The sequence below is a fragment of the Amycolatopsis ultiminotia genome, from assembly GCF_039536925.1.
Taxonomy (GTDB): Bacteria; Actinomycetota; Actinomycetes; order Mycobacteriales; family Pseudonocardiaceae; genus Amycolatopsis; species Amycolatopsis ultiminotia.
The window spans coordinates 52295-75627 of the sequence record NZ_BAAAZN010000004.1 but is presented as its reverse complement, the minus strand read 5'-3'; the positions used below and the strand labels follow the sequence as shown (position 1 = coordinate 75627).

The following is a 23333-nucleotide window of genomic DNA, read 5'->3' as shown; positions in this document are numbered from 1 at the left end:
TCTCAGCCCTCCGTCTTTTCTGCGGTCTCGGCAGCCGGGGCCGCCTCGGTCGCGGTGTCACTCTTCGCGGCGGCAGCAGCGCGGCCGGCCTCGGTCGAGGTCGCGGTCGTGCCCGACGCACCGGAACGGCGCGGACGGGACGGCCGGTCGCCACGGTCGCGGCGCGGCGCCCGCTCGGCAGCCGCGGCGGCGTCGCGCGCCTCGCGGGCCTTGAGGCCACCGACCAGCTCGCCCTTGTAGATCCACACCTTCACGCCGATCCGGCCGAACGTCGTCTTGGCCTCGAAGAAGCCGTAGTCGATGTCGGCACGCAGCGTGTGCAGCGGGACCCGGCCGTCGCGGTAGTGCTCGGAACGGGACATCTCGGCACCGCCGAGACGACCACCGCACTGCACGCGGATGCCCTTGACCTGCGGCGAACGCATCGAGCTCTGGATCGCCTTGCGCATCGCACGGCGGAACGCCACGCGGTTGCTCAGCTGCTCCGCAACGCCCTGCGCAACCAGCTGCGCGTCGGCCTCGGGGTTCTTCACCTCGAGGATGTTCAGCTGGACCTGCTTGCGGGTCAGCTTCTCCAGCGCACCACGGATCCGGTCGGCCTCCGCGCCGCGGCGGCCGATGACGATGCCCGGACGGGCGGTGTGGATATCCACCCGAACCCGGTCGCGGGTCCTTTCGATCTCGACCTTGGAGATGCCTGCGCGCTCCATGCCGGTGGAGAGCAGCTTGCGGATCTTGACGTCCTCGGCCACGTACTCCGCGTACTGCTTGTCGGCGTACCAGCGCGACTTCCAGTCGGTGGTGATCCCCAGGCGGAAGCCGTGCGGGTTGATCTTCTGGCCCACTACCGGCCACCTGCCTTCTTCTTGCTCTGCGCCTTCTTCACGTCGGCCTTCGGACGCGACTCCACCTCGACGGTGATGTGGCTGGTCCGCTTGCGGATCCGGTACGCGCGGCCCTGGGCCCGCGGACGGATCCGCTTGAGGGTCGGGCCCTCGTCGGCGTACGCGTTCTTGACCCAGAGGCTCTCCGGGTCGAGCTGAAGGTTGTTCTCGGCGTTGGCCACAGCGCTGGCGAGCACCTTCGCGACCGGCTCGCTGGCCGCCTGCGGGGCGAACCGGAGCACGGCCAAGGCGTCGGCGGCGCTACGTCCCTTGATGAGCTCGATTACCCGGCGCACCTTGGTCGGCGAGTCCCGGACGAAGCGAGCCCGCGCGTAAGCCGTGGGCAGTGTCTCCGCTGCCTCGGCTACCACGTTTTTCTGGGCGTTCATCGCTACTTCCCTTGTCTTGTCTCGTGCCCGCTCAGCGGCGGCGCGACTTGCGGTCGTCCTTGATGTGGCCCTTGAAGGTCCGCGTCGGGGCGAACTCGCCCAGCTTGTGACCGACCATGGCCTCGGTGACGAAGACCGGGACGTGCTTGCGACCGTCGTGCACCGCGATCGTGTGTCCCAGGAAGTCCGGGATGATCGTGGAACGACGCGACCAGGTCTTGATCACGGTCTTCTTGTTGGCCTCGTTGAGCGCGTCCACCTTCTTGAGCAGGTGGTCGTCCACGAAGGGCCCCTTCTTAAGGCTGCGTGGCATGTGCTTCTACCTCCCTGCTCAGCGCTTCTTGCCGGTACGCCGGCGGCGGACGATGAGGGCGTCGCTCGGCTTGCGCTTACGCGTCCGGCCCTCGGGCTTACCGTTGGGGTTGACCGGGTGGCGACCACCGGAGGTCTTGCCCTCACCACCACCGTGCGGGTGGTCGACCGGGTTCATCACGACACCACGGACCGTGGGGCGCTTGCCGCGCCAGCGGTTGCGGCCGGCCTTGCCCCAGTTGATGTTCGCGTGCTCGGCGTTGCCGACCTCGCCGACCGTGGCGCGGTTGCGCACGTCCACGTTGCGGATCTCGCCCGAGGGGAGACGCAACTGGGCGTACGGACCGTCCTTGGCCACGAGCTGCACGCGGGCGCCTGCGGAGCGGGCCATCTTCGCGCCGCCACCGGGGCGGAGCTCGATCGCGTGCACCACGGTGCCGACCGGGATGTTGCGCAGCGGCAGGTTGTTGCCCGGCTTGATGTCCGCACGCGGACCGTTCTCGACGGTGTCGCCCTGCTTCAGCCGCTCCGGCGCGATGATGTAGCGCTTCTCGCCGTCGGCGTAGTGCAGCAGCGCGATGCGCGCGGTGCGGTTGGGGTCGTACTCGATGTGCGCGACCTTGGCCGGCACGCCGTCCTTGTCATTGCGACGGAAGTCGATGACGCGGTAGGCGCGCTTGTGGCCGCCGCCCTTGTGCCGGGTGGTGATCTTGCCGGACGAGTTGCGACCGCCCGAACCGCTCAGCGGACGAAGCAGCGACTTCTCCGGCGTGGACCGGGTGATCTCGGCGAAGTCCGAGACGCTCGAACCGCGACGACCCGGGGTCGTCGGCTTGTACTTGCGGATGCCCATTGTCAGCTCAGTCCTTTACGCGGTGGGTCCGCCGAAGATCTCGATCGCCTTGCTCTCAGGCGAAAGAGTCACGATGGCGCGCTTGGTGTCCTTGCGCTTGCCGAAGCCGGCGCGAGTCCGCTTCCGCTTGCCCTGCCGGTTGGCCGTGTTGACACTGACCACCTTGACGCCGAACACCTTCTCGACCGCGATCTTGATCTGGGTCTTGTTGGCGTCCGGACGCACGATGAACGTGTACTTGTGGTCCTCGAGCAGCCCGTAGGACTTCTCCGAGATGACCGGCGCGAGCAGGATGTCGCGGGGGTCGGGGATGGCGATCGAGCTCACTTCGCGTCACTCCCTTCCGCAACTTCGCTCTCCCGCGCGACAGCCTTCGCGCCCTTGCCCCGAACGGGACCGGCGACGAAAGCGTCGTAAGCGGCCTTGGTGAACACGACGTCGTCGTTGACGAGCACGTCGTAGGTGTTGAGCTGGTCGGCCCAGATCAGGTGGATCTCCGCGAGGTTCCGCAGCGACACCCAGCTCAGCTCGTCGTCCCGGTGCAGCACCACGAGCACGCGCTTGGCCTGCGTGACCGCGGCGAGCGCGGTCTTCGCTGCCTTGGTGGACGGCTTCTCGCCGCTCACGAGCTCGGTCACCACGTGCAACTGGCCTGCGCGGGCCCGGTCCGAGAGGGCGCCACGCAGTGCGGCGGCCTTCATCTTCTTCGGGGTGCGCTGCGCGTAGTCACGCGGCGTGGGGCCGTGCACGGTGCCACCGCCGACGAACTGCGGTGCGCGGGTCGAACCCTGGCGGGCACGACCGGTGCCCTTCTGCCGGTACGGCTTCTTGCCGCCACCGGCGACCTCGCCACGGGTCTTGGTGTCGTGCGTGCCCTGGCGCGCGGCGGCCTGCTGGGCCACCACGACCTGGTGCATCAGCGCGATGTTGGCCTGCACGTCGAAAATCTCCGCGGGGAGTTCGACGGTGCCGTCGGCTTTACCGGCCGGGGTCTTCAGCTCGACGCTGGTCATTGTCAGTTACCACCCTTCGCGGCACTGCGCACGAACAGCAGGCCGCCCTTGGGACCGGGCACGGCGCCCTTGATCAGCAGCAGGCCGTCGTCGGCACGCACCGCGTGCACGGTCAGGCCCTGCGTGGTGACCCGGTCGTTGCCCATCCGGCCCGCCATCCGCAGGCCCTTGAACACCCGGCCCGGCGTCGCGCAGCCACCGATCGAACCCGGCTTGCGGTGCACGGCCTGTGCACCGTGGCTCGCGCCCTGGCCCTTGAAGCCGTGCCGCTTCATGACACCGGCGTAGCCCTTGCCCTTGCTGGTGCCGGTGATGTCGACCGAAGCGCCGGCGTCGAACACCTCGGCGGTGATCTCCTGGCCGACCTCGTAGGTCCCGGCGTCGGTCGTGCGCAGCTCGGCGAGGAACCGCCGCGGCGTCACGCCCGCCTTGTCGAAGTGGCCGGTGCGCGGCTTGTTCACCTTGCGCGGGTCGACCGCGCCGAACGCCAGCTGCACGGCCTCGTAGCCGTCCTTGTCCTGGGTCCGAACCTGGGTGATCACGTTCGGACCGGCCTTGACGACGGTCACCGGAACGATCCGGTTCTGCTCGTCGAAGACCTGGGTCATGCCGAGCTTGGTGCCCAGGATGCCCTTTACCTGCCTGTCAGACATGAGTCTCTTATCTCCGCCGCTCGCCCAACGCTTTACTGGATGTTGACGTCGACGCTCGCCGGGAGGTCGATGCGCATGAGCGCGTCCACCGTCTTCGGCGTCGGGTCGAGGATGTCGATCAGACGCTTGTGCGTGCGCATCTCGAAGTGCTCGCGCGAGTCCTTGTACTTGTGCGGCGAGCGGATGACGCAGTAAACGTTCTTCTCGGTGGGCAGCGGCACCGGCCCGAGAACCCGGGCGCCGGTGCGCGTGACCGTCTCCACGATCTTGCGCGCAGAGCTGTCGATCGCCTCGTGGTCGTAGGCCTTGAGCCGAATGCGGATCTTCTGTCCCGCCATGGTGGCTGCGTTCCTTGTCGTCTCGTGCCGCTTTGTCTCGTCAACCCTGGGCCGGGACCCGGGTTTCAGCAGTTCAACGGCCCGGTCTCCGGTCCACGCGGTCGGGCGTGTCGCGCCCGCCGCACAGTCGGATCCCGCAGGATCGTCGTCGTGCCTGGTCTTCCTCTACGTGAGGAGGCCGCGGGCCGCCAGTCCTGAATCAGCACCGCGCCGTCCCACCGGCCCTTGCCCGCCAGCCTCACCCGAAGGAAGAGCTCTACGGACCGTGGCCACTCGCACGGGGGCGGCCGGAACCCCGGAGGATTCGGCCGCCCCAGAACGAGCAACCTGATTAGTGTCGCACACGTGATTTGACGCCCTCGACCCGGGGGTGTATGCCCCCGGGCCGGGCGTCGAAATCACTTGTTGATCTTGGTAACCTGACCCGCGCCGACGGTCCGGCCACCCTCACGGATGGCGAACCGCAGACCCTCGTCCATCGCGACCGGCTGGATCAGCACAACGCTGATGTCCGTGTTGTCGCCCGGCATGACCATCTCGGTGCCCTCGGGAAGGGTCACGACACCGGTCACGTCGGTGGTGCGGAAGTAGAACTGCGGGCGGTAGTTGTTGAAGAACGGCGTGTGCCGCCCGCCCTCGTCCTTGGCCAGGATGTAGACCCGGCCCTCGAAGTCGGTGTGCGGGGTGGTGGTGCCCGGCTTCACGACGACCTGGCCGCGCTCGACGTCCTCGCGCTTGATACCGCGCAGCAGGAGGCCGACGTTGTCACCGGCCTGGCCCGAGTCGAGCAGCTTGCGGAACATCTCGACGCCGGTGACCGTGGTCTTGGTCGACTTCTCGCGGATACCCACGATCTCGACCTCTTCGTTCACGTTGACCTGGCCACGCTCCACGCGACCGGTCACCACGGTGCCGCGGCCGGTGATCGTGAAGACGTCCTCGATCGGCATCAGGAACGGCTTGTCGAGTTCACGCACCGGGTCCGGCACGTTGTCGTCGACGGCGTGCATGAGCTCGAGCACGGCGGCCGACCACTTCTCGTCGCCCTCGAGAGCCTTGAGACCGGAGACGCGCACGACCGGCGCGTCGTCGCCCGGGAACTCCTGCGAAGACAGCAGCTCACGGACCTCGAGCTCGACGAGCTCGAGGATCTCCTCGTCGTCGACCATGTCGGACTTGTTCAGCGCCACGACGATGTAGGGCACGCCGACCTGACGGGCGAGCAGCACGTGCTCACGGGTCTGCGGCATCGGGCCGTCGGTGGCCGCGACCACCAGGATCGCGCCGTCCATCTGGGCGGCACCGGTGATCATGTTCTTGATGTAGTCCGCGTGGCCGGGAGCGTCCACGTGGGCGTAGTGCCGCTTCTCGGTCTGGTACTCGACGTGCGAGATGTTGATCGTAATACCGCGCTGCTTCTCTTCCGGCGCGTTGTCGATCTGGTCGAACGCACGGGCTTCGTTCAGCTCCGGGTACGCCTCGTGCAGAACCTTGGTGATCGCCGCGGTCAGCGTGGTCTTGCCGTGGTCGACGTGACCGATGGTGCCGATGTTGACGTGCGGCTTGCTCCGCTCGAACTTCGCCTTCGCCACTGGAATGTCCTCCTGGACTGGATTTCGCTTGTGCCCGCGGGCCCGGCGTGGCTGCCGGCCCACGATGTTTCTCGTCAGTGCTGCGGACGTTCAGGAGTATTTCCCTCAAGCCCGCGAGCGGAGGGGATTACTCCCCTGTCGCCTTCGCGATGATTTCCTTCGCGACGTTCGCGGGAACCTCGGCGTAGGAGTCGAACACCATGGAGTAGTTCGCACGACCCTGGGTACGGGACCGCAGGTCGCCTACGTAACCGAACATCTCCGACAGCGGGACCAGTGCCTTGACGACACGGGTACCGGCGCGCTCCTCCATGGCCTGGATCTGGCCACGGCGGGAGTTGAGGTCGCCGATCACGTCACCCATGTAGTCCTCGGGAGTCGTGACCTCGACGGCCATCATCGGCTCGAGGATGGCCGGGGAGGCCTTCCTCGCGGCCTCCTTCATCGCCATCGAACCGGCGATCTTGAACGCCATCTCCGAAGAGTCGACCTCGTGGTACGCGCCATCCAACAAGGTGAACTTCAACCCGACGAGCGGGTAGCCGGCCAGCACGCCGTACTGCATGGCGTCCTGGGCGCCCGCGTCGACCGACGGGATGTACTCCCGCGGCACGCGACCACCGGTCACCTTGTTGTCGAACTCGTAGAGGGCACCGTCGGTGCGCTCGAGCGGCTCCAGCTTCACGATGACCTTCGCGAACTGGCCGGAACCACCGGTCTGCTTCTTGTGGACGTAGTCGAGCTTGTCCACCGTCTTCTTGATGGTCTCGCGGTAGGCCACCTGCGGCTTACCGATGTTCGCCTCGACCTTGTAGTCGGACTTCATCCGGTTGACGAGCACCTCGAGGTGCAGCTCGCCCATCCCGGCGATGATCGTCTGCCCGGTCTCCTCGTCGAGGTTGACCTGGAAGGTGGGGTCTTCCTCGGCCAGCCGCTGGATCGCGACCGACAGCTTCTCCTGGTCGGCCTTCGTCTTCGGCTCGATGGCCACCCGAATGACCGGCTCGGGGAAGGTCATCGACTCGAGGACGATCGGCTTCTGCGGGTCGCTCAAGGTGTCACCGGTCGTGGTGTCCTTCAGCCCGATGACCGCGTAGATGTGGCCCGCCTGTGCGTCGTCGACCGGGTTCTCCTTGTTGGAGTGCATCTGGAAGATCTTCCCGATGCGCTCCTTGCGCTCCTTGGTCGCGTTGACGACCTGGGCGCCGGAGGCGACCTTGCCCGAGTAGACCCGGATGTAGGTCAGCTTGCCGAAGAACGGGTGTGCGGCGATCTTGAACGCGAGTGCGGAGAACGGCTCCTCGGTCGAGGCCTTGCGGCTGACCACGGTCTCGCCGTCGGGCAGCAGGCCCTCGACCGGCGGCACCTCCAGCGGAGACGGCAGGTAGTCGATGACCGCGTCCAGCATCGGCTGCACGCCCTTGTTCTTGAACGCGGAGCCGGCCAGAACGGGGAACGCCTCACGGGTGACGACCAGCTTGCGGATGCCGCCCTTGATCTCGTCCTCGGTCAGCTCCTCGCCCTCAAGGAACTTCTCCATCAGCGAGTCGTCGGTCTCGGCGACGGCCTCGATGAGCTTCTCGCGGTACTCCGCGGCCAGCTCGGTCAGCTCGGCCGGGATGTCCTCGACGGCGTAGTCCTCGCCCTTCTTGACCTCGCCGCGCCAGACCAGTGCCTTCATGCGCACCAGGTCGACGACGCCCTCGAACTCGTTCTCCGCGCCGATCGGCAGCTGGATCGCCACCGGTCGCACGCCGAGGCGGTCCTCGATGGTCTTCAGGGTGTAGTAGAAGTCCGCACCCAGCTTGTCCATCTTGTTGACGAAGCAGATGCGCGGGACGTCGTACTTGTCCGCCTGCCGCCAGACCTGCTCGGACTGCGGCTCGACACCTTCCTTGCCGTCGAAGACGGCAACCGCGCCGTCGAGCACCCGCAGGTTGCGCTCCACCTCGACGGTGAAGTCGACGTGCCCGGGGGTGTCGATCAGGTTGATCTGGTGGTCGGCCCAGAAGGTGGTGGTGGCAGCCGAGGTGATGGTGATCCCCCGCTTCTGCTCCTCCTCCATCCAGTCCATGGTGGCGGCGCCGTCGTGGACTTCGCCGAGCTTGTAGTTGATCCCGGTGTAGAACAGGATCCGCTCGGTGGTGGTGGTCTTACCGGCGTCGATGTGCGCCATGATGCCGATGTTGCGGACCTTGTTGAGGTCGGTCAGCACGTCACGTGCCACGAGAATGTTCCCCTGTCTCAAGCGTGGGGCCCGGCATGGCTTCTCTCGACAGCCGGGCAGTCATCACCAGCGGTAGTGCGCGAAGGCCTTGTTGGACTCGGCCATCTTGTGCGTGTCTTCGCGGCGCTTGACGCTGGCGCCAAGGCCGTTGCTCGCGTCCAGCAGCTCGTTCTGCAGGCGCTCGACCATCGTCTTCTCGCGGCGGGCCTGCGAGAAGGAGACCAGCCAGCGCAGCGCCAGCGTGGTGGAGCGGCCGGGCTTGACCTCGATCGGCACCTGGTAGGTGGCACCACCGACGCGGCGGCTCTTCACCTCGATGGTGGGCTTGACGTTGTCGAGCGCGCGCTTCAGGGTGACGACCGGGTCGGTGCCGGTCTTCTCGCGGGCGCCTTCCAGCGCGCCGTAGACGATGCGCTCGGCCAGGGACCGCTTGCCGTCCTTGAGCACCTTGTTCACCAGCTGGGTGACCAGCGGCGAGGCGTAGACGGGGTCGGAGATCAGCGGCCGCTTCGGCGCCGGACCCTTGCGAGGCATTAGCTCTTCTCCTTCTTCGCGCCGTAGCGGCTGCGCGCCTGCTTACGGTTCTTCACACCCTGGGTGTCGAGCGAACCGCGGATGATCTTGTACCGAACACCCGGCAGGTCCTTCACCCGGCCGCCGCGCACGAGCACCATCGAGTGCTCCTGCAGGTTGTGGCCCTCACCGGGGATGTAAGCGGTGACCTCGATGCCGCTGGTCAGCTTCACACGAGCGACCTTGCGCAGCGCCGAATTCGGCTTCTTGGGGGTCGTGGTGTACACCCGGGTGCACACGCCACGACGCTGCGGGCTCCCCTTGAGGGCCGCGGTCTTCTGCTTGGCAGCCTTGTCCTGGCGGCCCTTGCGGACCAGCTGCTGGATCGTGGGCAATGGACCAGCTTCCTGTCGTGATCTTGCTTCTTCGTGTCTTCACCGGTCCCCGCGGTCGGGCGTGTCGGCCCGCGTCACGGTCTCGCGACCGATAACTTCCCGGAGGGGTTTTCCGTCGGAACCCCACGTGGACGAGGCCGGTGAACCGGGTGCGCGAGCACCCCGCTCATGCCGCACGGCACGCGGAGCGGCCCGACGCCTGCCGGGCACGGTCTCCAAAGATACCCGGCCACCACACGCGTGGTACGGGCGGGGGGTCTTTGGCGGACGGCGACCGGCCATCGTAACCCCAGATCGCGCTTGTCGTGGCGGTGCCGCGCGGGGACCCGCGGAGTGGAACGTGACCGGTGTCCCTGCTATTCCTCGTCCGGCTTCGCGTGGTCGGGGTGCCCCGGGTTCGGGTCCCGCGACAGATCGATCAGCGGGTGCACTCCCGCCCCCTCCGGTGCGGCGTGACTGCCGCCCTTCTTCTCCCCCGGCCGGTCGGCGTTCTCGCTGCCGTCCATGACGCACTCCTCATTTCGGCTTCCCCTGCGGATCGCACGGTACCGGGCGCGGAAACGGGCACGGAAATCGGTGGACGAGCTCCCCAGGATGGGGGAATGGCGTGGACGGTCACCGAGATCCCGGCCGGGTGTGCGGACGCCGTGGCGATCATCAGGGAATACCTCGGTGAAGTCGCGTCGCGGTACTACCGGCGGCAGGCGACACCGGCCGAAGTGGACGCTGCGCTCGCCGAAGAACCCGCAGCCGATCTGGTTCCGCCGCAAGGCGCGTTCCTGCTCGCCACGGACGGCGCGGAAGCGGTTGGCTGTGCCGGTGTCCGAGTGGTGTGCCCTGGCCTGACCGAGCTGACCAAGGTCTACGTGCGACCGGCGCACCGCGGGCACGGCAGCGGCCGCCGACTCGTCGCGGCGGCCGAGGCTGCGGCCAGGCGGCTGGGTTCGGTGCGCATGCGCCTCGACACCAGACACGACCTGGTGGAGGCTCGCGCGCTGTACGCGGCGACGGGGTACGCCGAGGTCGAACCGTTCAACGACGACCAGTACGCCGAGCACTGGTTCGCGAAACAGCTCGGCTGAGGGCACTCTCCGCGGACCGGGGTGAAGCCACGGCTCAGCCGAGCCGCCCGGTGCAGCCGGCCACTTCGCCGTTCGCGGCCTTCTGCGACCGGACGACGACGCCGTTGACCGAGACCCGGCATTCCACCGTGCCGGCCGACTGCGCCATGAGCTGCACGGTCGGCGCCACGGCGGACTTCGGCCAGTTCAGCTCCCGGTGCCACGGCAGCGCCACGGACAGCTCCTGGTGCACGAGGCCGAGGCCGTTGTCGTCGTAGACCACCGTGGCGGTGCCGGAGCCGGCCAGGTCGTAGGTGATGTGCCAGCCGTCCGCGGCGGCCGGAGCGGGACCGGCCGAAGTCGACGGTGCCAGCGTCCGGGTCACCGTGCGGTCCGGCGCGCGCTGTGGCGCCGGCGCGGAGGTCGTGGGAGCGTCGGCGGCGGCCGGAGCGGGGGCCGGATCGTTGCCGGTGCCGAGGATCACCACGACCGCGGCCACCGCCGCCACCGCAATGCCCGCGATCGCGAGCCGTCCGGTGAGCTGTCTGTCCATGTTCGGTCCGCTTTCTCCCTCGGGTGACCGGTGGCTCCCCGCGCCGGGGAGCCACCGGAGGCGGATCGGCTCAGTACCCGCCGCCAGGCGAGGGCAGGATCTTGCCCGGCACGTCGTTGATCGAGTCGATCAGCCCGAGGACCGGGACGCCGAGCGGCGCGACCGTCCAGATGTTGTTGAGGTCGCTGGTGTCCGGTTCGTCGACCACGGTGACGCCCGGCTCGTCCTGGGTGGCCGCGAGCGCGGGCACGGCCACCCCGAGCACTCCGGCTCCGGCGATGGCCACGACGGCGGCGGCCCGAGCAACGGTCTTGCGCATGTTCTTCGTCCTTTCCGGTCAGGAAATCGGCGTGATGAGGTTGACCACCGGGGCGAGCAGCTGGGTCGGTGCCTGCACGGTCGGGGCGAGCAGGCTGCCCGCGTCGAGACCGGGCACCACCCAGATCGCAGGCGGTTCCGAGGCCGCGGGCGGTTCCTGGGTCGCGGCGCTCGCCACTCCCCCGGCGACCCCGGCGAACCCGCCGGCCAGCACGAGCGGCAGGAGGATTCGGGCAGCTGTGCGTTTCATGGATTCCTCTCTTTCTGGGATGGGCTGTGCCCGATCACCGCAGGACGCCGCTGATCGGGACGATGGTGCCGTCCGGGATCCACTGGCCCGCGTAGTCGCGGGCGGCCTGCATCCCGGGCGCGTGCGGTTCGTTCGGGTACATCGGCATGGCGTTGACCTGCGCGGCCGCGAAGAGCTGCACCTCGCCGTTGACCTCCGGCCACTGCGGGCCGAGCCAGCTCCGGAAACCGCCGAGACTGGGGCTTTCCCCGCCGAACGAGCTGCCGACGGTCACCGCGTAGGTCACCGCCAGCTGGTCGCGCGGATCGAAGCGCAACGGCATCGCCGCACTGGCCACAGCGTTCACGATGGGCCCGTTGAGCAGCCACGGCGCCAGGTAGAGGCCGAACTGGTGCGTCGGCTTCAACCGTTGCGACTCCGCGGCACGGCTCATCGCCAGGTACCCGTCGGACCATCCGGAGACGACCACGAGCGCGGTGTCGGCCGCGGCGTCGGAACGCACCGGCAGGCCGTAACGCGCAGCAGTGTCACGGACGAGCTTCGCGGCCTGTACGCCACGCGGAGAACGATCTTCGACGAGCGTGATCGCGGACGGCTTACGCGTGTTGAGGTATTCGACGAGCTTCACGAGGGAACCGCTGTCCTCCGGCGACAGTGCGTCGGACGGGCAGCTGGTCAGTACGTCGTGCTTCTCCGCCACCAACCCGCCGAGGGCGGCTTCGGCGCACTCCGGGGCGTCGGCGTCGGGGACGGTCGGTCCCGGCGCGGTGCCCGCGTCCACGTCGACAGTGGTGGTGGCGTCTCCCTTGTGCACGACGAGCGTGCTACGGCCGGGCGGGAGGTCCACTTCGGCCCAGCTGCCCTCGGCACCGGCTCGGGCCACCGCGGGCGAGACGATGCCGTCCGCCACCCCGGTCGACAGGTCCGTTCCGGCGCTCGCCGGGAAGTGCACGAGGTTGTGCCCCGGTCGTTGCGGGCTCACGAGCACCGGCACCGAGGCCCCGCCGACCGTCGAATCGGCCAGCAGCGGAACGCCCGGCACCGGCAACGGCGGCGGCTGCGGCACGGCGGCCAGCGCGCTCCACGCCACGAACCCCGCGGCGACCCCGGCCGCGCCGTAGCGGTAGACGCGGCTGGAAGCATTGCGGGACAAGAAGATCAATGCGATTACCGAGACCGCCGCGGGCAGCAGCACCACGACGATCAAGGAAATACCGAACAGCGATTCGTACAGCCGCCGGTCGAATCCGACCCCGGACACGGCGAGCTGCACGAGACCGGCGATGGTCAGCAGACCGCCGAGCGTCACCGACAGCGGACCGACGCGCAACGGCGTGGAACGCCACTGGTCCAACGGCACCCAGGCCGACAGCAGTGTGACGCCGAACCAGAGCGCGGCAGCTGCGACGTACACGGTGTCGATGGCGAAGTCGATGCCAGAGCCGTCGATCGACGTCTCCAGCACCACGAGCACCACCAGTGCGAGCGCTGCCCAGCGGCCGGCCGAAGGCCACCGCAGCAGCACCGGCACGGCCAGCGCCAGCAGGATGTGGATGATCAGTGCGACCGGGTTGACCTCGACCGTGGCCGCCGAGACCCCGGCCAGCACCGCCGACACCAGACCGAGCGCACCGACGGTGAACCACAGCCTGCGCGGCAGCGCGGCGACGAGCGGACGCAGGATCCCGGTGCCGGCGAGGAACGCCGTCGCGAGCAGCAGGACGAGCCGCAGCACCAGCGCGGCACTGTCCACACCGGACGAACCGGTGCTCACCGGGGTGACGTGGTGATCCATGGGGACCTTCCGGGAGGGGCGAGCAGGCCGGGGTGCGGGCGGTGCCCGCACCCCGGCCCGGGGGTCACTTCACGTTCGCGTCAGCGGTCACGAACAGCTCGGAGTGCGGCTTGGCGTTGCCGAAGTCTCCGTGTGGCCACGATTTGCGGTTGAAGTTGATGCCGACCTGTCCGGTGAACTCGTCCCGGAAGTTCTGGTCGACGTCGACCTTCCCGTCCGGTGACAGGTTCAGCAGGTTGACCTTGTGGTCACCGTCCAAACCGGACCGGGCGACGAAGTAGTTCGACACCGCGAGGTGCTGCGGCTGGGCCGTCTCGTGGTAGAAGCCGTCCGAACCGAGCGTGAGGTTGTCGTACGCGCCCCAGTGCGGGCCCGCACCCGGCTGCCCCGGGTTGATCGGCGCGGCGCCCGAGACGGTCGGGAGGTCGTCCCCACCGCCCTGCTGCGCCTTCTCCTTGGTGTCGATGCGGCCCTTGATGTCCTCGACCTTGTCGCCGGCGTTCACCAGCTTCTGGATGTCGAGCACGTAGACGCCGCCGGTGGTACCCGGGTCGTCCGGACCCAGCGTGCCCTTCTGCCGCCCGACGATCGCGCGGTAGAGGTACTTGTCGTCCGGGCTGGTCTGGATCCAGCCACCGTTCGAGCTGGCACCGTTCGAGTCGTTCTGCGCGTAGATCGGCTTGTTGGCGGTGCCGTCGTCGAACACCTCGATCCAGTGCGGGTCCTTCGCCGTGATGTCCGGTGTGTAGTAGACCGCGCCGCCCTGCATCGTCTCGGCGAACGCGCCCTTGTGCCCCGGCTGGTTCGTCACGGTGGTCTCCATCACCGCGCGGCTCTCCGCGTGCAGCGGGTCCTTCGGATCGGCGCGTGGACCGTCCTGCAGGTAGGACACCGACTTCAGCTTCGGGTGGTTGCGGTCGGAGATGTCCCAGGTCCGGATGGTCGGCCGGCGCAGGTACGGCGAGGGCTGCTTCACCGGATCGAGGATGATGTTGCGCGGTTCGGCGTAGTCACTGGTGACCAGCGTGTTGAGGTCCTCACGGGCCTGCACGCCGTGCGGGTTCGCACAGGAGGGTTTGCCCAGCTGCGGGAGGTTGTCGCACAGCTTGGGGTTGTCGCCCTGCGGGGTCGCCGCCGGATTCTCCGACAGCACCTGCCCCTTCTGGTCGAAGTGCACGACCTCACCCGGACTGCCCGCGAAGCCGTTGCCGACCTGCGTGGAACCGTCCTGGTAGGTGTACGGACCGGGGGCGACCGGACCGCCCATGTACGTGCCGTACGCGGTGCCGTCCTTGAGCACCCAGTAGGCGTCCGGCACGGAACCGCCGAGCGTCTGCGTCGGCAGGCTCACGCCCTTCAGCTTCAGCTGCGGCAGCGCGCTCACGTCGAACGCGTACGTCGCCGCGGCGAACAGCGCGCCGGCGTAGATCGTGTCGCCCTTGTGCCACACGTACTGCATGTGGTGCGGCTCGTTCTCGACGAGCGGCCCGACGGTCGCGGTGTTCACCACCTTGCCGTAGGTCGGCGAGCCCTGCGTCGCGTCGATCACGGCGAGGAAGTCGGGACCCGGCAAGGCGTTCTTCGCCTTGTCCAGTCCGCCGCCGAGCGAACCGGGCAGGTTCTTGACGTCCTTCACCGCGGTGTCCGCGATGTTCTCGTCACCGGCCCAGACCAGCAGCCACTTCTTCGGCGTGCCGTCCGCCGACCGCGCCTGTGCGGCGAGGTCCTTGGAGACCAGGTGATTCTGCACCCAGTACTGCTTGCCGTCGGCCGCGGTTTTCGCGTCGGTGACCACCTGCACGTCGGCGTAGGCGCTGGTGGTTGACCCGGTGTAGGTCACCGCGCCGATCGCGAGCGCCAGCGCGCCCGCGACGGTCAGCGCTTTCCGCCATCGGGGTGGGGCACCCGAGGAGGAGCTGAATCGCATTGTGTCTCCCTGTTTCTTGTTCCGGCGAAGCGCCTTGAAGGCACCTCTTTCCCCGTTGTGCGACCAGCGGCGAAAACACCGGCGAGAACGGGGAAAGCATTCGCCCCGATCACCGTGGATTCGTTACGGGGCAAGAGAAACCCGCCGCGTCAGCGCGGTGCGGGAAAGACTTCAGGAATTCCGGCACAGCGCGCTGGCCTGCTGCCGCAGATCAACGTGCCGGCGCCACACCAGCGCAATCGGAGAGGACATGCGCGGAATACTGTGCGGAAGCGGACTTACTGTCAATCTTGTGATCAATAGCTGGAACATCCACCGAAGGGGTGAAAATCCCACCCGCTGGACTCGACTTGCGCGACATTTCCGGCATCGAGCCGGTGCGGCAGTCGCTGACCTGCGCTCCGCCGTTCGGACGCATCACGGGTAGTCACCATGGCGCCATGGCCACCCTCTCCCGGCCTTAATGTTCGTGATGATTTCGTTACCGAATTTCGGGAACCCGGACGTCCGCCCGCCCGACGAAGCAAAGCGGACATCGGCCGGGCTTGCGGCGGGAAACGGACCGAACCGGCATAATCCGCACATCAACACCGTAGGCAAGTGAGGGGGACCGACGTGTCGGCAGAGATGGATCGTCTCGTCGCTGAGTTCGACAAGTTCCAGGCGAAGATCAAACAGGCGGAGACCCAGTTCGCCCAGGTCGGCGAGATGCAGCAGGAGCTGTCCGACCTCGAGGCCGAGGCGACCTCGCCGGACCGGGCGATCACCGTCGTCGCGGGACCGAGCGGATCGATCAAGGACATCCGGCTGACCGCCGACGCACTGCGGTTGGCGCCCCAGCAGCTGGCGTCGACCATCCTGCAGACACTGCACCGGGCGGTCGCCGAGTCCGCCCGGCGGCAGGCCGGCATCGTCGACGCACACGTGGGCGAGGCGTTCGGCATCGACGTCTCCGAGCAGGTGCTGGAAGCACAGGCCGAAGCGCTGGGCACCACCTCGGAGGAGCTGTCCGCACAGCTGCCCCCGGAGCCCGCGAACGCGGAGTTCGACCACAACGACGTCCTCCGCCGCGAAGCCGCCGAAGCGGCCGCCCCGCCGCCGGCGCCACCCGCGCGTCCGCGCGCACGCCGCCCGGACCCCGATCCGGACGACGACGGCTACTTCCAGGACCAGAACCTGTTCGGCCGAGGAGACCAGCGATGAGCCACACCGTCGACACCGCCGCGCTCACGAAGTACGCGACCGGCCTGGACCACTACAAGTCCGAGGCGGGCAAGTTCGGCAACCTGGTCGACCAGGCGGACGTGACCGACAAGTCGTGGGGCCTGATCGGCCTTGCGGTGAAACAGACCTACACGAGCAAACTCGACGAGCTGAAACAACTGCTCGAAGACATGAAGACCGGCGTCGAGGCGTTCCAGGGCAAGCTCAACCAGGCGGCCGGCATCTACGACGGCCACGAGAAGGACACCGTGCTGACCTTCGGCAAGTTCAAGGCCGAGATCGACGGACCACTCTGAGCGGGGGAAACGATGGGACAGGACAGCGTCGCCGACGGCGTCAAGGTCAAGGGCTATGACGACAGCTTCGGGCAGAACGCGCTCGACGCGGCCAAGAAGGTACCGGTCGCGGGCAAGGGGGTCAGCACGATCTCCGGCGCCATCGAGAACTTCGGCTCGGCCAAGGACGCAGGCGACGTCGTCGCGGCCGGCGGGCAGCTGGTGCAGGACGGCGCCGGCTTCGTCGCCGGTGCGGCCGTTGACGTCGCGAGCTTCGCGCTCGACCCGGTGGGCTGGCTGGTCAGCAACGGACTGAACATGCTGCTGGAGCTCATCCAGCCACTCCAGGACGCACTGCACTTCGTGACCGGCGACGGCCCGTCGCTCAAGACCGCGTCCGGCAACTTCGTCGAGATCGGCAAGGGCTTCGTCACGCTGGCCGACGACTTCGTCAAGACCGGAGACGAGGCGCTCAAGGACTGGCAGGGCGAGGGCGGGGCGGCGGCCAAGAAGGCGCTGGCCGAGTTCTCCGAGGGCATCAAGGGCATCGGCTCCAGCGCAGGCGCGGTCGCCGAGACCCTGCAGATGTGGTCGATGGTCATGACCGTCATCGAAGAGGTCATCAAGGCCATCATCTCCGAACTGGTCAGCTGGCTGATCTACCTCTGGCTACCCGCACTCGCGGCCTCCGTGGTCAGTCTCGGTTCCTCGGTCGCCGGTGCGATGGCCGCTTCGGTGGCCAAGGCGGCCAGCGTGATGAGCAAGATCACCAAGCACCTCGGCAAGCTCGGCCAGCTGCTCGAGAAGTTCATGACGTTCCTGCTGAAGTGGACCGACGACCTGATCAAGCAGGGTTCGAAGCTCAGCCGCTCGGGCAGGCTCGTGACCCCCGGCGAGGAGAAGGCGATCGCCGGTGCGTTCGCCAACGCCACCGGTACCAAGGCAAGCACCTTCGGCGACGTCGCGCTGGACACGCTCAAGAACGCCCCTGGCGAGGCGGTCAAGCAGGTGATCGGCGTGAAACCCGGCGACTTGGGCAAGGGTGCGGCATCCGACGGCAAGGCCGTGTTCGATGTCGCCGACAAGGCGATCAGCAACACCCGCGACATCTCCGGCGCGTCCGGAGCCGGCGACGACGCAGGCCACCACAGCGCCGAGGAGACCCGCAAGAACCTCGACATGGACCAGTAGGGTCCGCCGGATGGAAGACCTGTTCGGCCCCTGGTTCATCGTCGGCGGTTACCTGCTCGCGTTCGTGCTGCTCTGGATCGCCGGGTGGACAGAACGGAGGAGCCGGGCCGCCTCGGTGGTGTGCTACGTGCTCTGCGGGATCGCAGTCTCCGAGTCGACGCTGTACTGGCTGTCCGCCGGCACGGACAGCGACCTGCCGCAGCTGTTGTGGTACGCGTTCCCGCTGGTCGTCACGGCACTGATCGCATGGCGTGGATGGCATCAGCGCAACTGGATCGAACGCCTCGGCGCGGCCGCGGAGCCGACCTTCGGCGTCCTGCCCCACCGGGGTCATGCGGTGCGCCTGGACCATCCCGATCCCGGGCCCCGGCGGACGACGGTCGAGTTCGGGCACCAGGGGCACCGCGTGCTGGGCATCGAGTACTCGAGCAACCCGCCGCGGGAAGGGGAGGCGTTCGCGCAGGTCGGCCGGGTGGCCGAGGAGCTCGACTCGATCAACGCGGTCGTCGAGTTGCGCATCCCGGCGATGCCGGCGCTGACCGTCTCACCGAAAACGGGCGCGTTCGAGCCGGATTTCTTTACCCCGCTTGAGGATGCCCGGATCACCCGCAACGTGTTCGGCTGGCTGCAGCCGGACGCGACGATGCACAGCGTCGAGGTCGACCCGGAGTTCGACCGCCGGTTCTCCGTGCACACCTCGGATCCGGAGTTCGCCGCGGTGGTGCTGGCAGGCGAGGTCCGCGAGATGATCATGAACGACCTGTGGTTCCGCGTGCACCAGGTCGCCTTCCACAACGACGCGGTGTGGACCACCGACACCGGCGGCCTGACCGAGGATCGGTTGTTCGGCAACTCCCGCCGGCTCGCGATGCTGGTCGCCGCCGTACCTGCTCAGGTATGGGAAGTGTGGGCAGACGACCGGGAATTCCACGAGGTCGCCGCCCGCTCCGACACGAGCTACGACGCCTGGTTCGGCAAGCGGGGCGGTTTCGTCCGCACACCGGTGAACCGCAGGCGCGAAGCTGCCGACCGGCAGCCGGTGACTTCGGTTTCACTGACCGCGCGTTCGCTGATCGCGCTCGGACTGCTGGCCATGGGCATCGGGCCGGTGGGCAACTCGGCGGCCGCGTTGACGGGTCTGGCTCCGCACGTCCAACTGACCGTCACCGGCATGAGCGCGGGCGGCACCCGTCATTGCATCAACACGACCGGCGGCATTTCCTGTTCCACGGACCGGCCTTCGGTGCAAGGAACCTACGAATCGGATGGCGCCACCCTCGAGACCACGGCGATCTGGCGTGGTGAGCTGCCGTCTCGGAGCGACGTTGTCGAGATCATGGTCGGCCCGTTGTGGGGTCACCCCGGCTACCAGACCGGCAGCTGGTTCGACGCCTTCTACGAGTTCGTGCTGTGCCTGCTCTACCCGCTCCTCGGGCTGTACCTCGCCCGGCGGACCTACCGGCCCCGCCCGCCGAGGCGGGTGCGCAAGATGCGCCGGCGCCTCGCCGCCGCTGCCTGAAACGCCATCCGAGAAACGCAAGGCCCCCACCGGAAACCCGGTGGGGGCCTTGCGTTTCAGCTACGCGTGGTTCAGCGGAAGTCGCGACCGAAGTCGTAGTCGTCCAGCGGAACTGCGGCGCCGGTGCCCGAGCCGAAGACATCCGGGGTGTAGTAGCCGTCGTCGTAGGACGGGATCGCGTATGCCGCGACCCTGGCCTCCTCGGTCGGCTGCACCTGGATGTTGCGGTACCGGTTGATGCCGGTACCGGCCGGGATCAGCTTGCCGATGATCACGTTCTCCTTGAGGCCGACGAGCTTGTCGCTGCGGCCGTTGATGGCCGCATCGGTCAGGACTCGCGTGGTCTCCTGGAACGAGGCCGCCGACAGCCACGAGTCCGTGGTCAGCGACGCCTTCGTGATGCCCATCAGCACCGGGCGACCGGAGGCGGGGTCGCCGCCCTCGGCGACCGCGGCCCGGTTCGTGGCCTCGAACTTCGTGCGCTCGGGCAGTTCGCCCGGCAGGAAGTCCGTCGCCCCGGAGTCGATGATCGTCACGCGGCGCAGCATCTGCCGCACGATGACCTCGATGTGCTTGTCGTGGATCGACACACCCTGTGCCCGGTACACCTTCTGCACCTCGTCGGTGAGGTGCATCTGCGCCTCACGCGGGCCCATCACGCGGAGCACCTCGTGCGGGTCCGGCGTGCCCTCGAGCAGCTGCTGACCGACGTGCACGTGGTCACCGTCGCCGAGCGGGCCGTTCGGGGTGTTGGCGAGCCGCTGCCGCTTGGACAGCTTGTCGAAGACGATCTCCTCCGACCCGTCGTCCGGGATCAGGGTGATCTTCCAGAACCGCTCGCTCTCCTCGATCCGCACCCGGCCGTCGACGTCCGCGATCGGCGCCTTGCCCTTCGGCACGCGAGCCTCGAAGAGCTCGGTGACCCGGGGCAGACCGGTCGTGATGTCGTCACCGGCGACACCACCCTGGTGGAACGTACGCATCGTCAGCTGGGTACCCGGCTCACCGATCGACTGCGCGGCAACGATGCCGACGGCCTCGCCGACGTCGACGAGCTGACCCGTCGCCATCGAACGGCCGTAGCAGGTCGCGCACACCCCGACCGCCGACTCGCAGGTGAGCACCGAGCGGACCTTGACCTTCGAGATGCCGCTGGAGAGCAGCTTCTCGATGGCCGGGTCGCCCACGTCGTCACCGGCGTTGAGCACCACGTTGCCCTTGGCGTCCACCGCGTCCGTGGCGAGGTTCCGCGCGTACACGCTGGTCTCCACGTGCTGGTCACGCAGCACCTTGCCGTCGCCGATGTCCTCGCCGATCGGCATGCTGATACCGCGCGTGGTGCCGCAGTCGACCTCGCGGACGATGACGTCCTGCGACACGTCCACCAGACGCCGGGTCAGGTAACCCGAGTCGGCGGTCCGCAGCGCGGTGTCCGCAAGGCCCTTCCGGGCACCGTGCGTGGCGATGAAGTACTCCGCCACCGACAGGCCCTCACGGAAGTTGGACTTGATCGGCCGCGGGATGTACTCACCCTTCGGGTTCGACACCAGGCCACGCATCCCGGCCAGCGACCGGACCTGCGTCATGTTGCCCGCCGCGCCGGACTTCACGATCATCGCGATCGGGTTGTCGTCCGGCAGCGCCGTCTCCATGATCTTGTGCACCTCTTCGGTGGCCTGCGTCCACACCTTGACGAGCTCGTTGTTGCGCTCGGTGTGCGACAGCTGACCACGCTGGTACCGCTTCTCGACCTGGTCGGCCTTGCCCTCGTACTCGTCGAGGATGGCCTTCTTGCCGACCGGGGCCAGCACGTCCGAGATCGCCACGGTGACGCCGGAACGGGTCGCCCAGAAGAAGCCGGCGTCCTTCAGCTTGTCCAGCGTCTGGGCCACCTGCGTCATCGAGTACCGCTCGGCGAGGTCGTTCACGATCGCGGCCTGCCGCTTCTTCGGCATCGGCTCGTTCACGAACGGGTAGTCCGCGGGCAGCAGGTCGTTGAACAGCACGCGGCCCAGCGTCGTCTCGGCCAGCCACACCTTGCCCGGTTCCCAGCCAGCCTCGGCCAGCCGCGCCTCGTCCGCCTTCGGCGGCTGGCGGTCGGCGACGCGGATCTTGATCGGGGCGTGCAGGCTCAGTGCCTTGAGGTCGAAGGCCATGATCGCCTCGGCGGGCGAGGAGTACGCGTTGCCCGCGCCTGCGGCCTTCTCGTCGAGCCGGGTCAGGTGGAACAGACCCGTGACCATGTCCAGCCGCGGCATGGCCAGCGGTCGGCCCGACGCCGGCGACAGGATGTTGTTCGCCGACAGCATCAGGATCCGGGCCTCGGCCTGCGCCTCGGACGACAGCGGCAGGTGCACCGCCATCTGGTCACCGTCGAAGTCCGCGTTGAACGCCTCGCAGACCAGCGGGTGCAGCTGGATGGCCTTGCCTTCCACCAGCTGCGGCTCGAAGGCCTGGATGCCGAGGCGGTGCAGGGTCGGCGCACGGTTGAGCATCACCGGGTGGCCGGTGATGACCTCTTCCAGCACGTCCCACACCTGCGGCCGCGAGCGCTCCACCATCCGCTTGGCGGACTTGATGTTCTGCGCGTGGTTCAGGTCGACCAGCCGCTTCATCACGAACGGCTTGAACAGCTCGAGCGCCATGTCCTTCGGCAGCCCGCACTGGTGCAGCTTCAACTGCGGGCCGACGATGATGACCGAACGGCCCGAGTAGTCCACGCGCTTGCCGAGCAGGTTCTGGCGGAACCGGCCCTGCTTGCCCTTGAGCAGATCGGACAGCGACTTCAGCGGACGGTTACCGGGACCGGTCACCGGACGGCCGCGGCGGCCGTTGTCGAACAGCGCGTCGACGGCCTCCTGCAGCATCCGCTTCTCGTTGTTCACGATGATCTCGGGCGCGCCGAGGTCGATCAGCCGCTTGAGCCGGTTGTTGCGGTTGATCACGCGGCGGTACAGGTCGTTCAGGTCCGAGGTGGCGAACCGGCCACCGTCGAGCTGCACCATCGGGCGCAGGTCCGGCGGGATGACCGGGACGGCGTCGAGCACCATGCCGCGCGGATCGTTGCCGGTCGCCTGGAACGCGGCGACGACCTTGAGCCGCTTCAGCGCGCGGAGCTTCTTCTGCCCCTTGCCGTTGCGGATGGTGTCGCGCAGGCTGTCCGCCTCCGCGGCGACGTCGAACTCGGCGGCCAGCTTCTGGATGGCCTCCGCGCCCATACCACCGGTGAAGTACTCGCCGTACCGGTCGATCAGCTCGCGGTACAGCAGCTCGTCGGCGATCAGCTGGCGCGGCTCGAGCTTCGTGAAGGTCGTCCAGACCTCCTCGAGGCGGTCGAGCTCACGGCCGGCCCGGTCGCGCAGCTGACGCATCTCGCGCTCGCCGCCCTCCTTGACCTTGCGGCGCACGTCGGACTTGGCGCCCTCCGCCTCCAGCTCGGCCAGGTCGGCTTCCAGCTTCTGCGCACGGGTCTCGATGTCGGTGTCGCGCTTGGTCTCGAGGTTCTTGCGCTCGACGCCGATCTCGTTCTCGAGCGTCGGCAGATCGTTGTGCCGCAGTTCGGTGTTCACGCCGGTGATGACGTACGCGGCGAAGTAGATGATCTTCTCGAGATCCTTCGGCGCCAGGTCGAGCAGGTAGCCGAGGCGGGACGGAACACCCTTGAAGTACCAGATGTGGGTGACCGGCGCGGCCAGCTCGATGTGGCCCATCCGCTCCCGGCGCACCTTGGCACGGGTCACCTCGACTCCGCAGCGCTCGCAGATGATGCCCTTGAAGCGGACTCGCTTGTACTTGCCGCAGTAGCACTCCCAGTCCCGGGTCGGACCGAAGATCTTCTCGCAGAAGAGTCCGTCCTTCTCCGGCTTGAGCGTGCGGTAGTTGATGGTCTCCGGCTTCTTGACCTCGCCGAAGGACCACTGACGGATGTCGTCGGCAGTAGCAAGACCGATCCGGAGTTCGTCGAAGAAGTTGACGTCCAACACGTCTTTTCTTCCCTCTTTCCTTGAGGATTAAAGCTTTTGCGGCCCCGGGACCAACCGCACCTCAGGGG

The 23333-nt window shown here is 67.9% G+C and carries 24 protein-coding genes; 5 read left to right on the top strand and 19 right to left on the bottom strand.

What is annotated here, in order from left to right:
* Positions 1–2: 2 nt before the first annotated feature.
* The 13 genes from rpsC to ABD793_RS10725 all read right to left on the bottom strand — a co-directional run bounded on the left by rpsC (position 3) and on the right by ABD793_RS10725 (position 9675).
* Complete coding sequence (rpsC, locus tag ABD793_RS10785; protein ID WP_344858271.1) at positions 3–845, bottom strand: 30S ribosomal protein S3; 843 nt, start codon at positions 843–845, stop codon at positions 3–5.
* On the bottom strand, positions 845–1273 hold the full coding sequence (gene rplV / locus ABD793_RS10780) for a 50S ribosomal protein L22 (protein WP_344858269.1): 429 nt from the start codon (positions 1271–1273) through the stop codon (positions 845–847). Before rplV ends, rpsC begins: the two co-directional genes overlap by 1 nt.
* Before the next feature lie 31 nt (positions 1274–1304).
* The gene (gene rpsS, locus ABD793_RS10775; protein ID WP_153035997.1) at positions 1305–1586 is read right to left on the bottom strand and encodes a 30S ribosomal protein S19; all 282 of its coding nucleotides are present in this window, start codon (positions 1584–1586) and stop codon (positions 1305–1307) included.
* Between the two features lie 18 nt (positions 1587–1604).
* On the bottom strand, positions 1605–2438 hold the full coding sequence (gene rplB, locus ABD793_RS10770) for a 50S ribosomal protein L2 (protein WP_344858266.1): 834 nt from the start codon (positions 2436–2438) through the stop codon (positions 1605–1607).
* A gap of 15 nt (positions 2439–2453) precedes the next feature.
* Entirely contained in the window at positions 2454–2765 is a 312-nt protein-coding gene (rplW, locus tag ABD793_RS10765) for a 50S ribosomal protein L23 (protein ID WP_098511610.1), read from the bottom strand.
* Positions 2762–3451 carry a 50S ribosomal protein L4 gene (gene rplD, locus ABD793_RS10760; protein ID WP_344858262.1) on the bottom strand — a complete coding sequence of 230 codons (690 nt, stop codon included), beginning with the start codon at positions 3449–3451 and terminating at the stop codon, positions 2762–2764. The genes rplW and rplD overlap by 4 nt, the downstream gene beginning before the upstream one ends.
* 2 nt (positions 3452–3453) lie before the next feature.
* Positions 3454–4104, bottom strand: coding sequence for a 50S ribosomal protein L3 (gene rplC, locus ABD793_RS10755; protein WP_344858260.1), 651 nt, complete (start codon positions 4102–4104; stop codon positions 3454–3456).
* Positions 4105–4136: 32 nt separating this feature from the next.
* Complete coding sequence (gene rpsJ / locus ABD793_RS10750) at positions 4137–4442, bottom strand: 30S ribosomal protein S10 (protein ID WP_098511615.1); 306 nt, start codon at positions 4440–4442, stop codon at positions 4137–4139.
* A 398-nt stretch (positions 4443–4840) separates the two neighbouring features.
* On the bottom strand, positions 4841–6034 hold the full coding sequence (tuf, locus tag ABD793_RS10745) for an elongation factor Tu (protein WP_344858254.1): 1194 nt from the start codon (positions 6032–6034) through the stop codon (positions 4841–4843).
* Between the two features lie 127 nt (positions 6035–6161).
* Complete coding sequence (gene fusA / locus ABD793_RS10740; RefSeq protein ID WP_344858252.1) at positions 6162–8261, bottom strand: elongation factor G; 2100 nt, start codon at positions 8259–8261, stop codon at positions 6162–6164.
* A 63-nt stretch (positions 8262–8324) separates the two neighbouring features.
* Entirely contained in the window at positions 8325–8795 is a 471-nt protein-coding gene (rpsG, locus tag ABD793_RS10735; protein WP_344858250.1) for a 30S ribosomal protein S7, read from the bottom strand.
* Positions 8795–9169: a 30S ribosomal protein S12 gene (rpsL, locus tag ABD793_RS10730; RefSeq protein WP_003102113.1), complete on the bottom strand. Its 375-nt coding sequence runs from the start codon at positions 9167–9169 to the stop codon at positions 8795–8797. Before rpsL ends, rpsG begins: the two co-directional genes overlap by 1 nt.
* A gap of 356 nt (positions 9170–9525) precedes the next feature.
* Positions 9526–9675, bottom strand: coding sequence for a hypothetical protein (locus tag ABD793_RS10725; RefSeq protein ID WP_344858248.1), 150 nt, complete (start codon positions 9673–9675; stop codon positions 9526–9528).
* 96 nt (positions 9676–9771) lie between these two features.
* Here ABD793_RS10725 and ABD793_RS10720 point away from each other — a divergent pair, with 96 nt between their 5' ends.
* Positions 9772–10251: a GNAT family N-acetyltransferase gene (locus ABD793_RS10720; protein WP_344858245.1), complete on the top strand. Its 480-nt coding sequence runs from the start codon at positions 9772–9774 to the stop codon at positions 10249–10251.
* Between the two features lie 34 nt (positions 10252–10285).
* Here ABD793_RS10720 and ABD793_RS10715 read toward each other — a convergent pair whose 3' ends face one another.
* The 5 genes from ABD793_RS10715 to ABD793_RS10695 form a co-directional block, all read right to left on the bottom strand.
* A complete protein-coding gene (locus tag ABD793_RS10715) occupies positions 10286–10783 on the bottom strand; it encodes an MmpS family transport accessory protein (RefSeq protein ID WP_344858243.1) in 498 nt (165 codons plus the stop codon).
* Positions 10784–10853: 70 nt separating this feature from the next.
* Entirely contained in the window at positions 10854–11102 is a 249-nt protein-coding gene (locus ABD793_RS10710) for a hypothetical protein (protein ID WP_344858241.1), read from the bottom strand.
* 18 nt (positions 11103–11120) lie between these two features.
* A complete protein-coding gene (locus ABD793_RS10705; RefSeq protein ID WP_344858239.1) occupies positions 11121–11351 on the bottom strand; it encodes a hypothetical protein in 231 nt (76 codons plus the stop codon).
* A 34-nt stretch (positions 11352–11385) separates the two neighbouring features.
* A complete protein-coding gene (locus ABD793_RS10700) occupies positions 11386–13146 on the bottom strand; it encodes a hypothetical protein (protein WP_344858237.1) in 1761 nt (586 codons plus the stop codon).
* A 64-nt stretch (positions 13147–13210) separates the two neighbouring features.
* Entirely contained in the window at positions 13211–15073 is a 1863-nt protein-coding gene (locus tag ABD793_RS10695; protein WP_344858235.1) for a hypothetical protein, read from the bottom strand.
* A 627-nt stretch (positions 15074–15700) separates the two neighbouring features.
* Here ABD793_RS10695 and ABD793_RS10690 point away from each other — a divergent pair.
* From ABD793_RS10690 to ABD793_RS10675, 4 genes are read left to right on the top strand one after another with little or no spacing between them, the layout of a single operon-like run.
* Positions 15701–16276 (top strand): YbaB/EbfC family nucleoid-associated protein, encoded by a 576-nt coding sequence (locus ABD793_RS10690; RefSeq protein ID WP_344858233.1) that lies wholly within the window; start codon positions 15701–15703, stop codon positions 16274–16276.
* The gene (locus ABD793_RS10685) at positions 16273–16593 is read left to right on the top strand and encodes a type VII secretion target (protein WP_344858231.1); all 321 of its coding nucleotides are present in this window, start codon (positions 16273–16275) and stop codon (positions 16591–16593) included. Before ABD793_RS10690 ends, ABD793_RS10685 begins: the two co-directional genes overlap by 4 nt.
* 12 nt (positions 16594–16605) lie before the next feature.
* Entirely contained in the window at positions 16606–17763 is a 1158-nt protein-coding gene (locus ABD793_RS10680; protein ID WP_344858228.1) for a hypothetical protein, read from the top strand.
* Positions 17764–17773: 10 nt separating this feature from the next.
* Positions 17774–19282: a hypothetical protein gene (locus tag ABD793_RS10675; protein WP_344858226.1), complete on the top strand. Its 1509-nt coding sequence runs from the start codon at positions 17774–17776 to the stop codon at positions 19280–19282.
* 71 nt (positions 19283–19353) lie between these two features.
* On the opposite strand, the gene ABD793_RS10670 is transcribed toward ABD793_RS10675, so the two are convergent.
* Entirely contained in the window at positions 19354–23265 is a 3912-nt protein-coding gene (locus ABD793_RS10670) for a DNA-directed RNA polymerase subunit beta' (RefSeq protein ID WP_344858224.1), read from the bottom strand.
* Positions 23266–23333 lie beyond the last annotated feature (68 nt).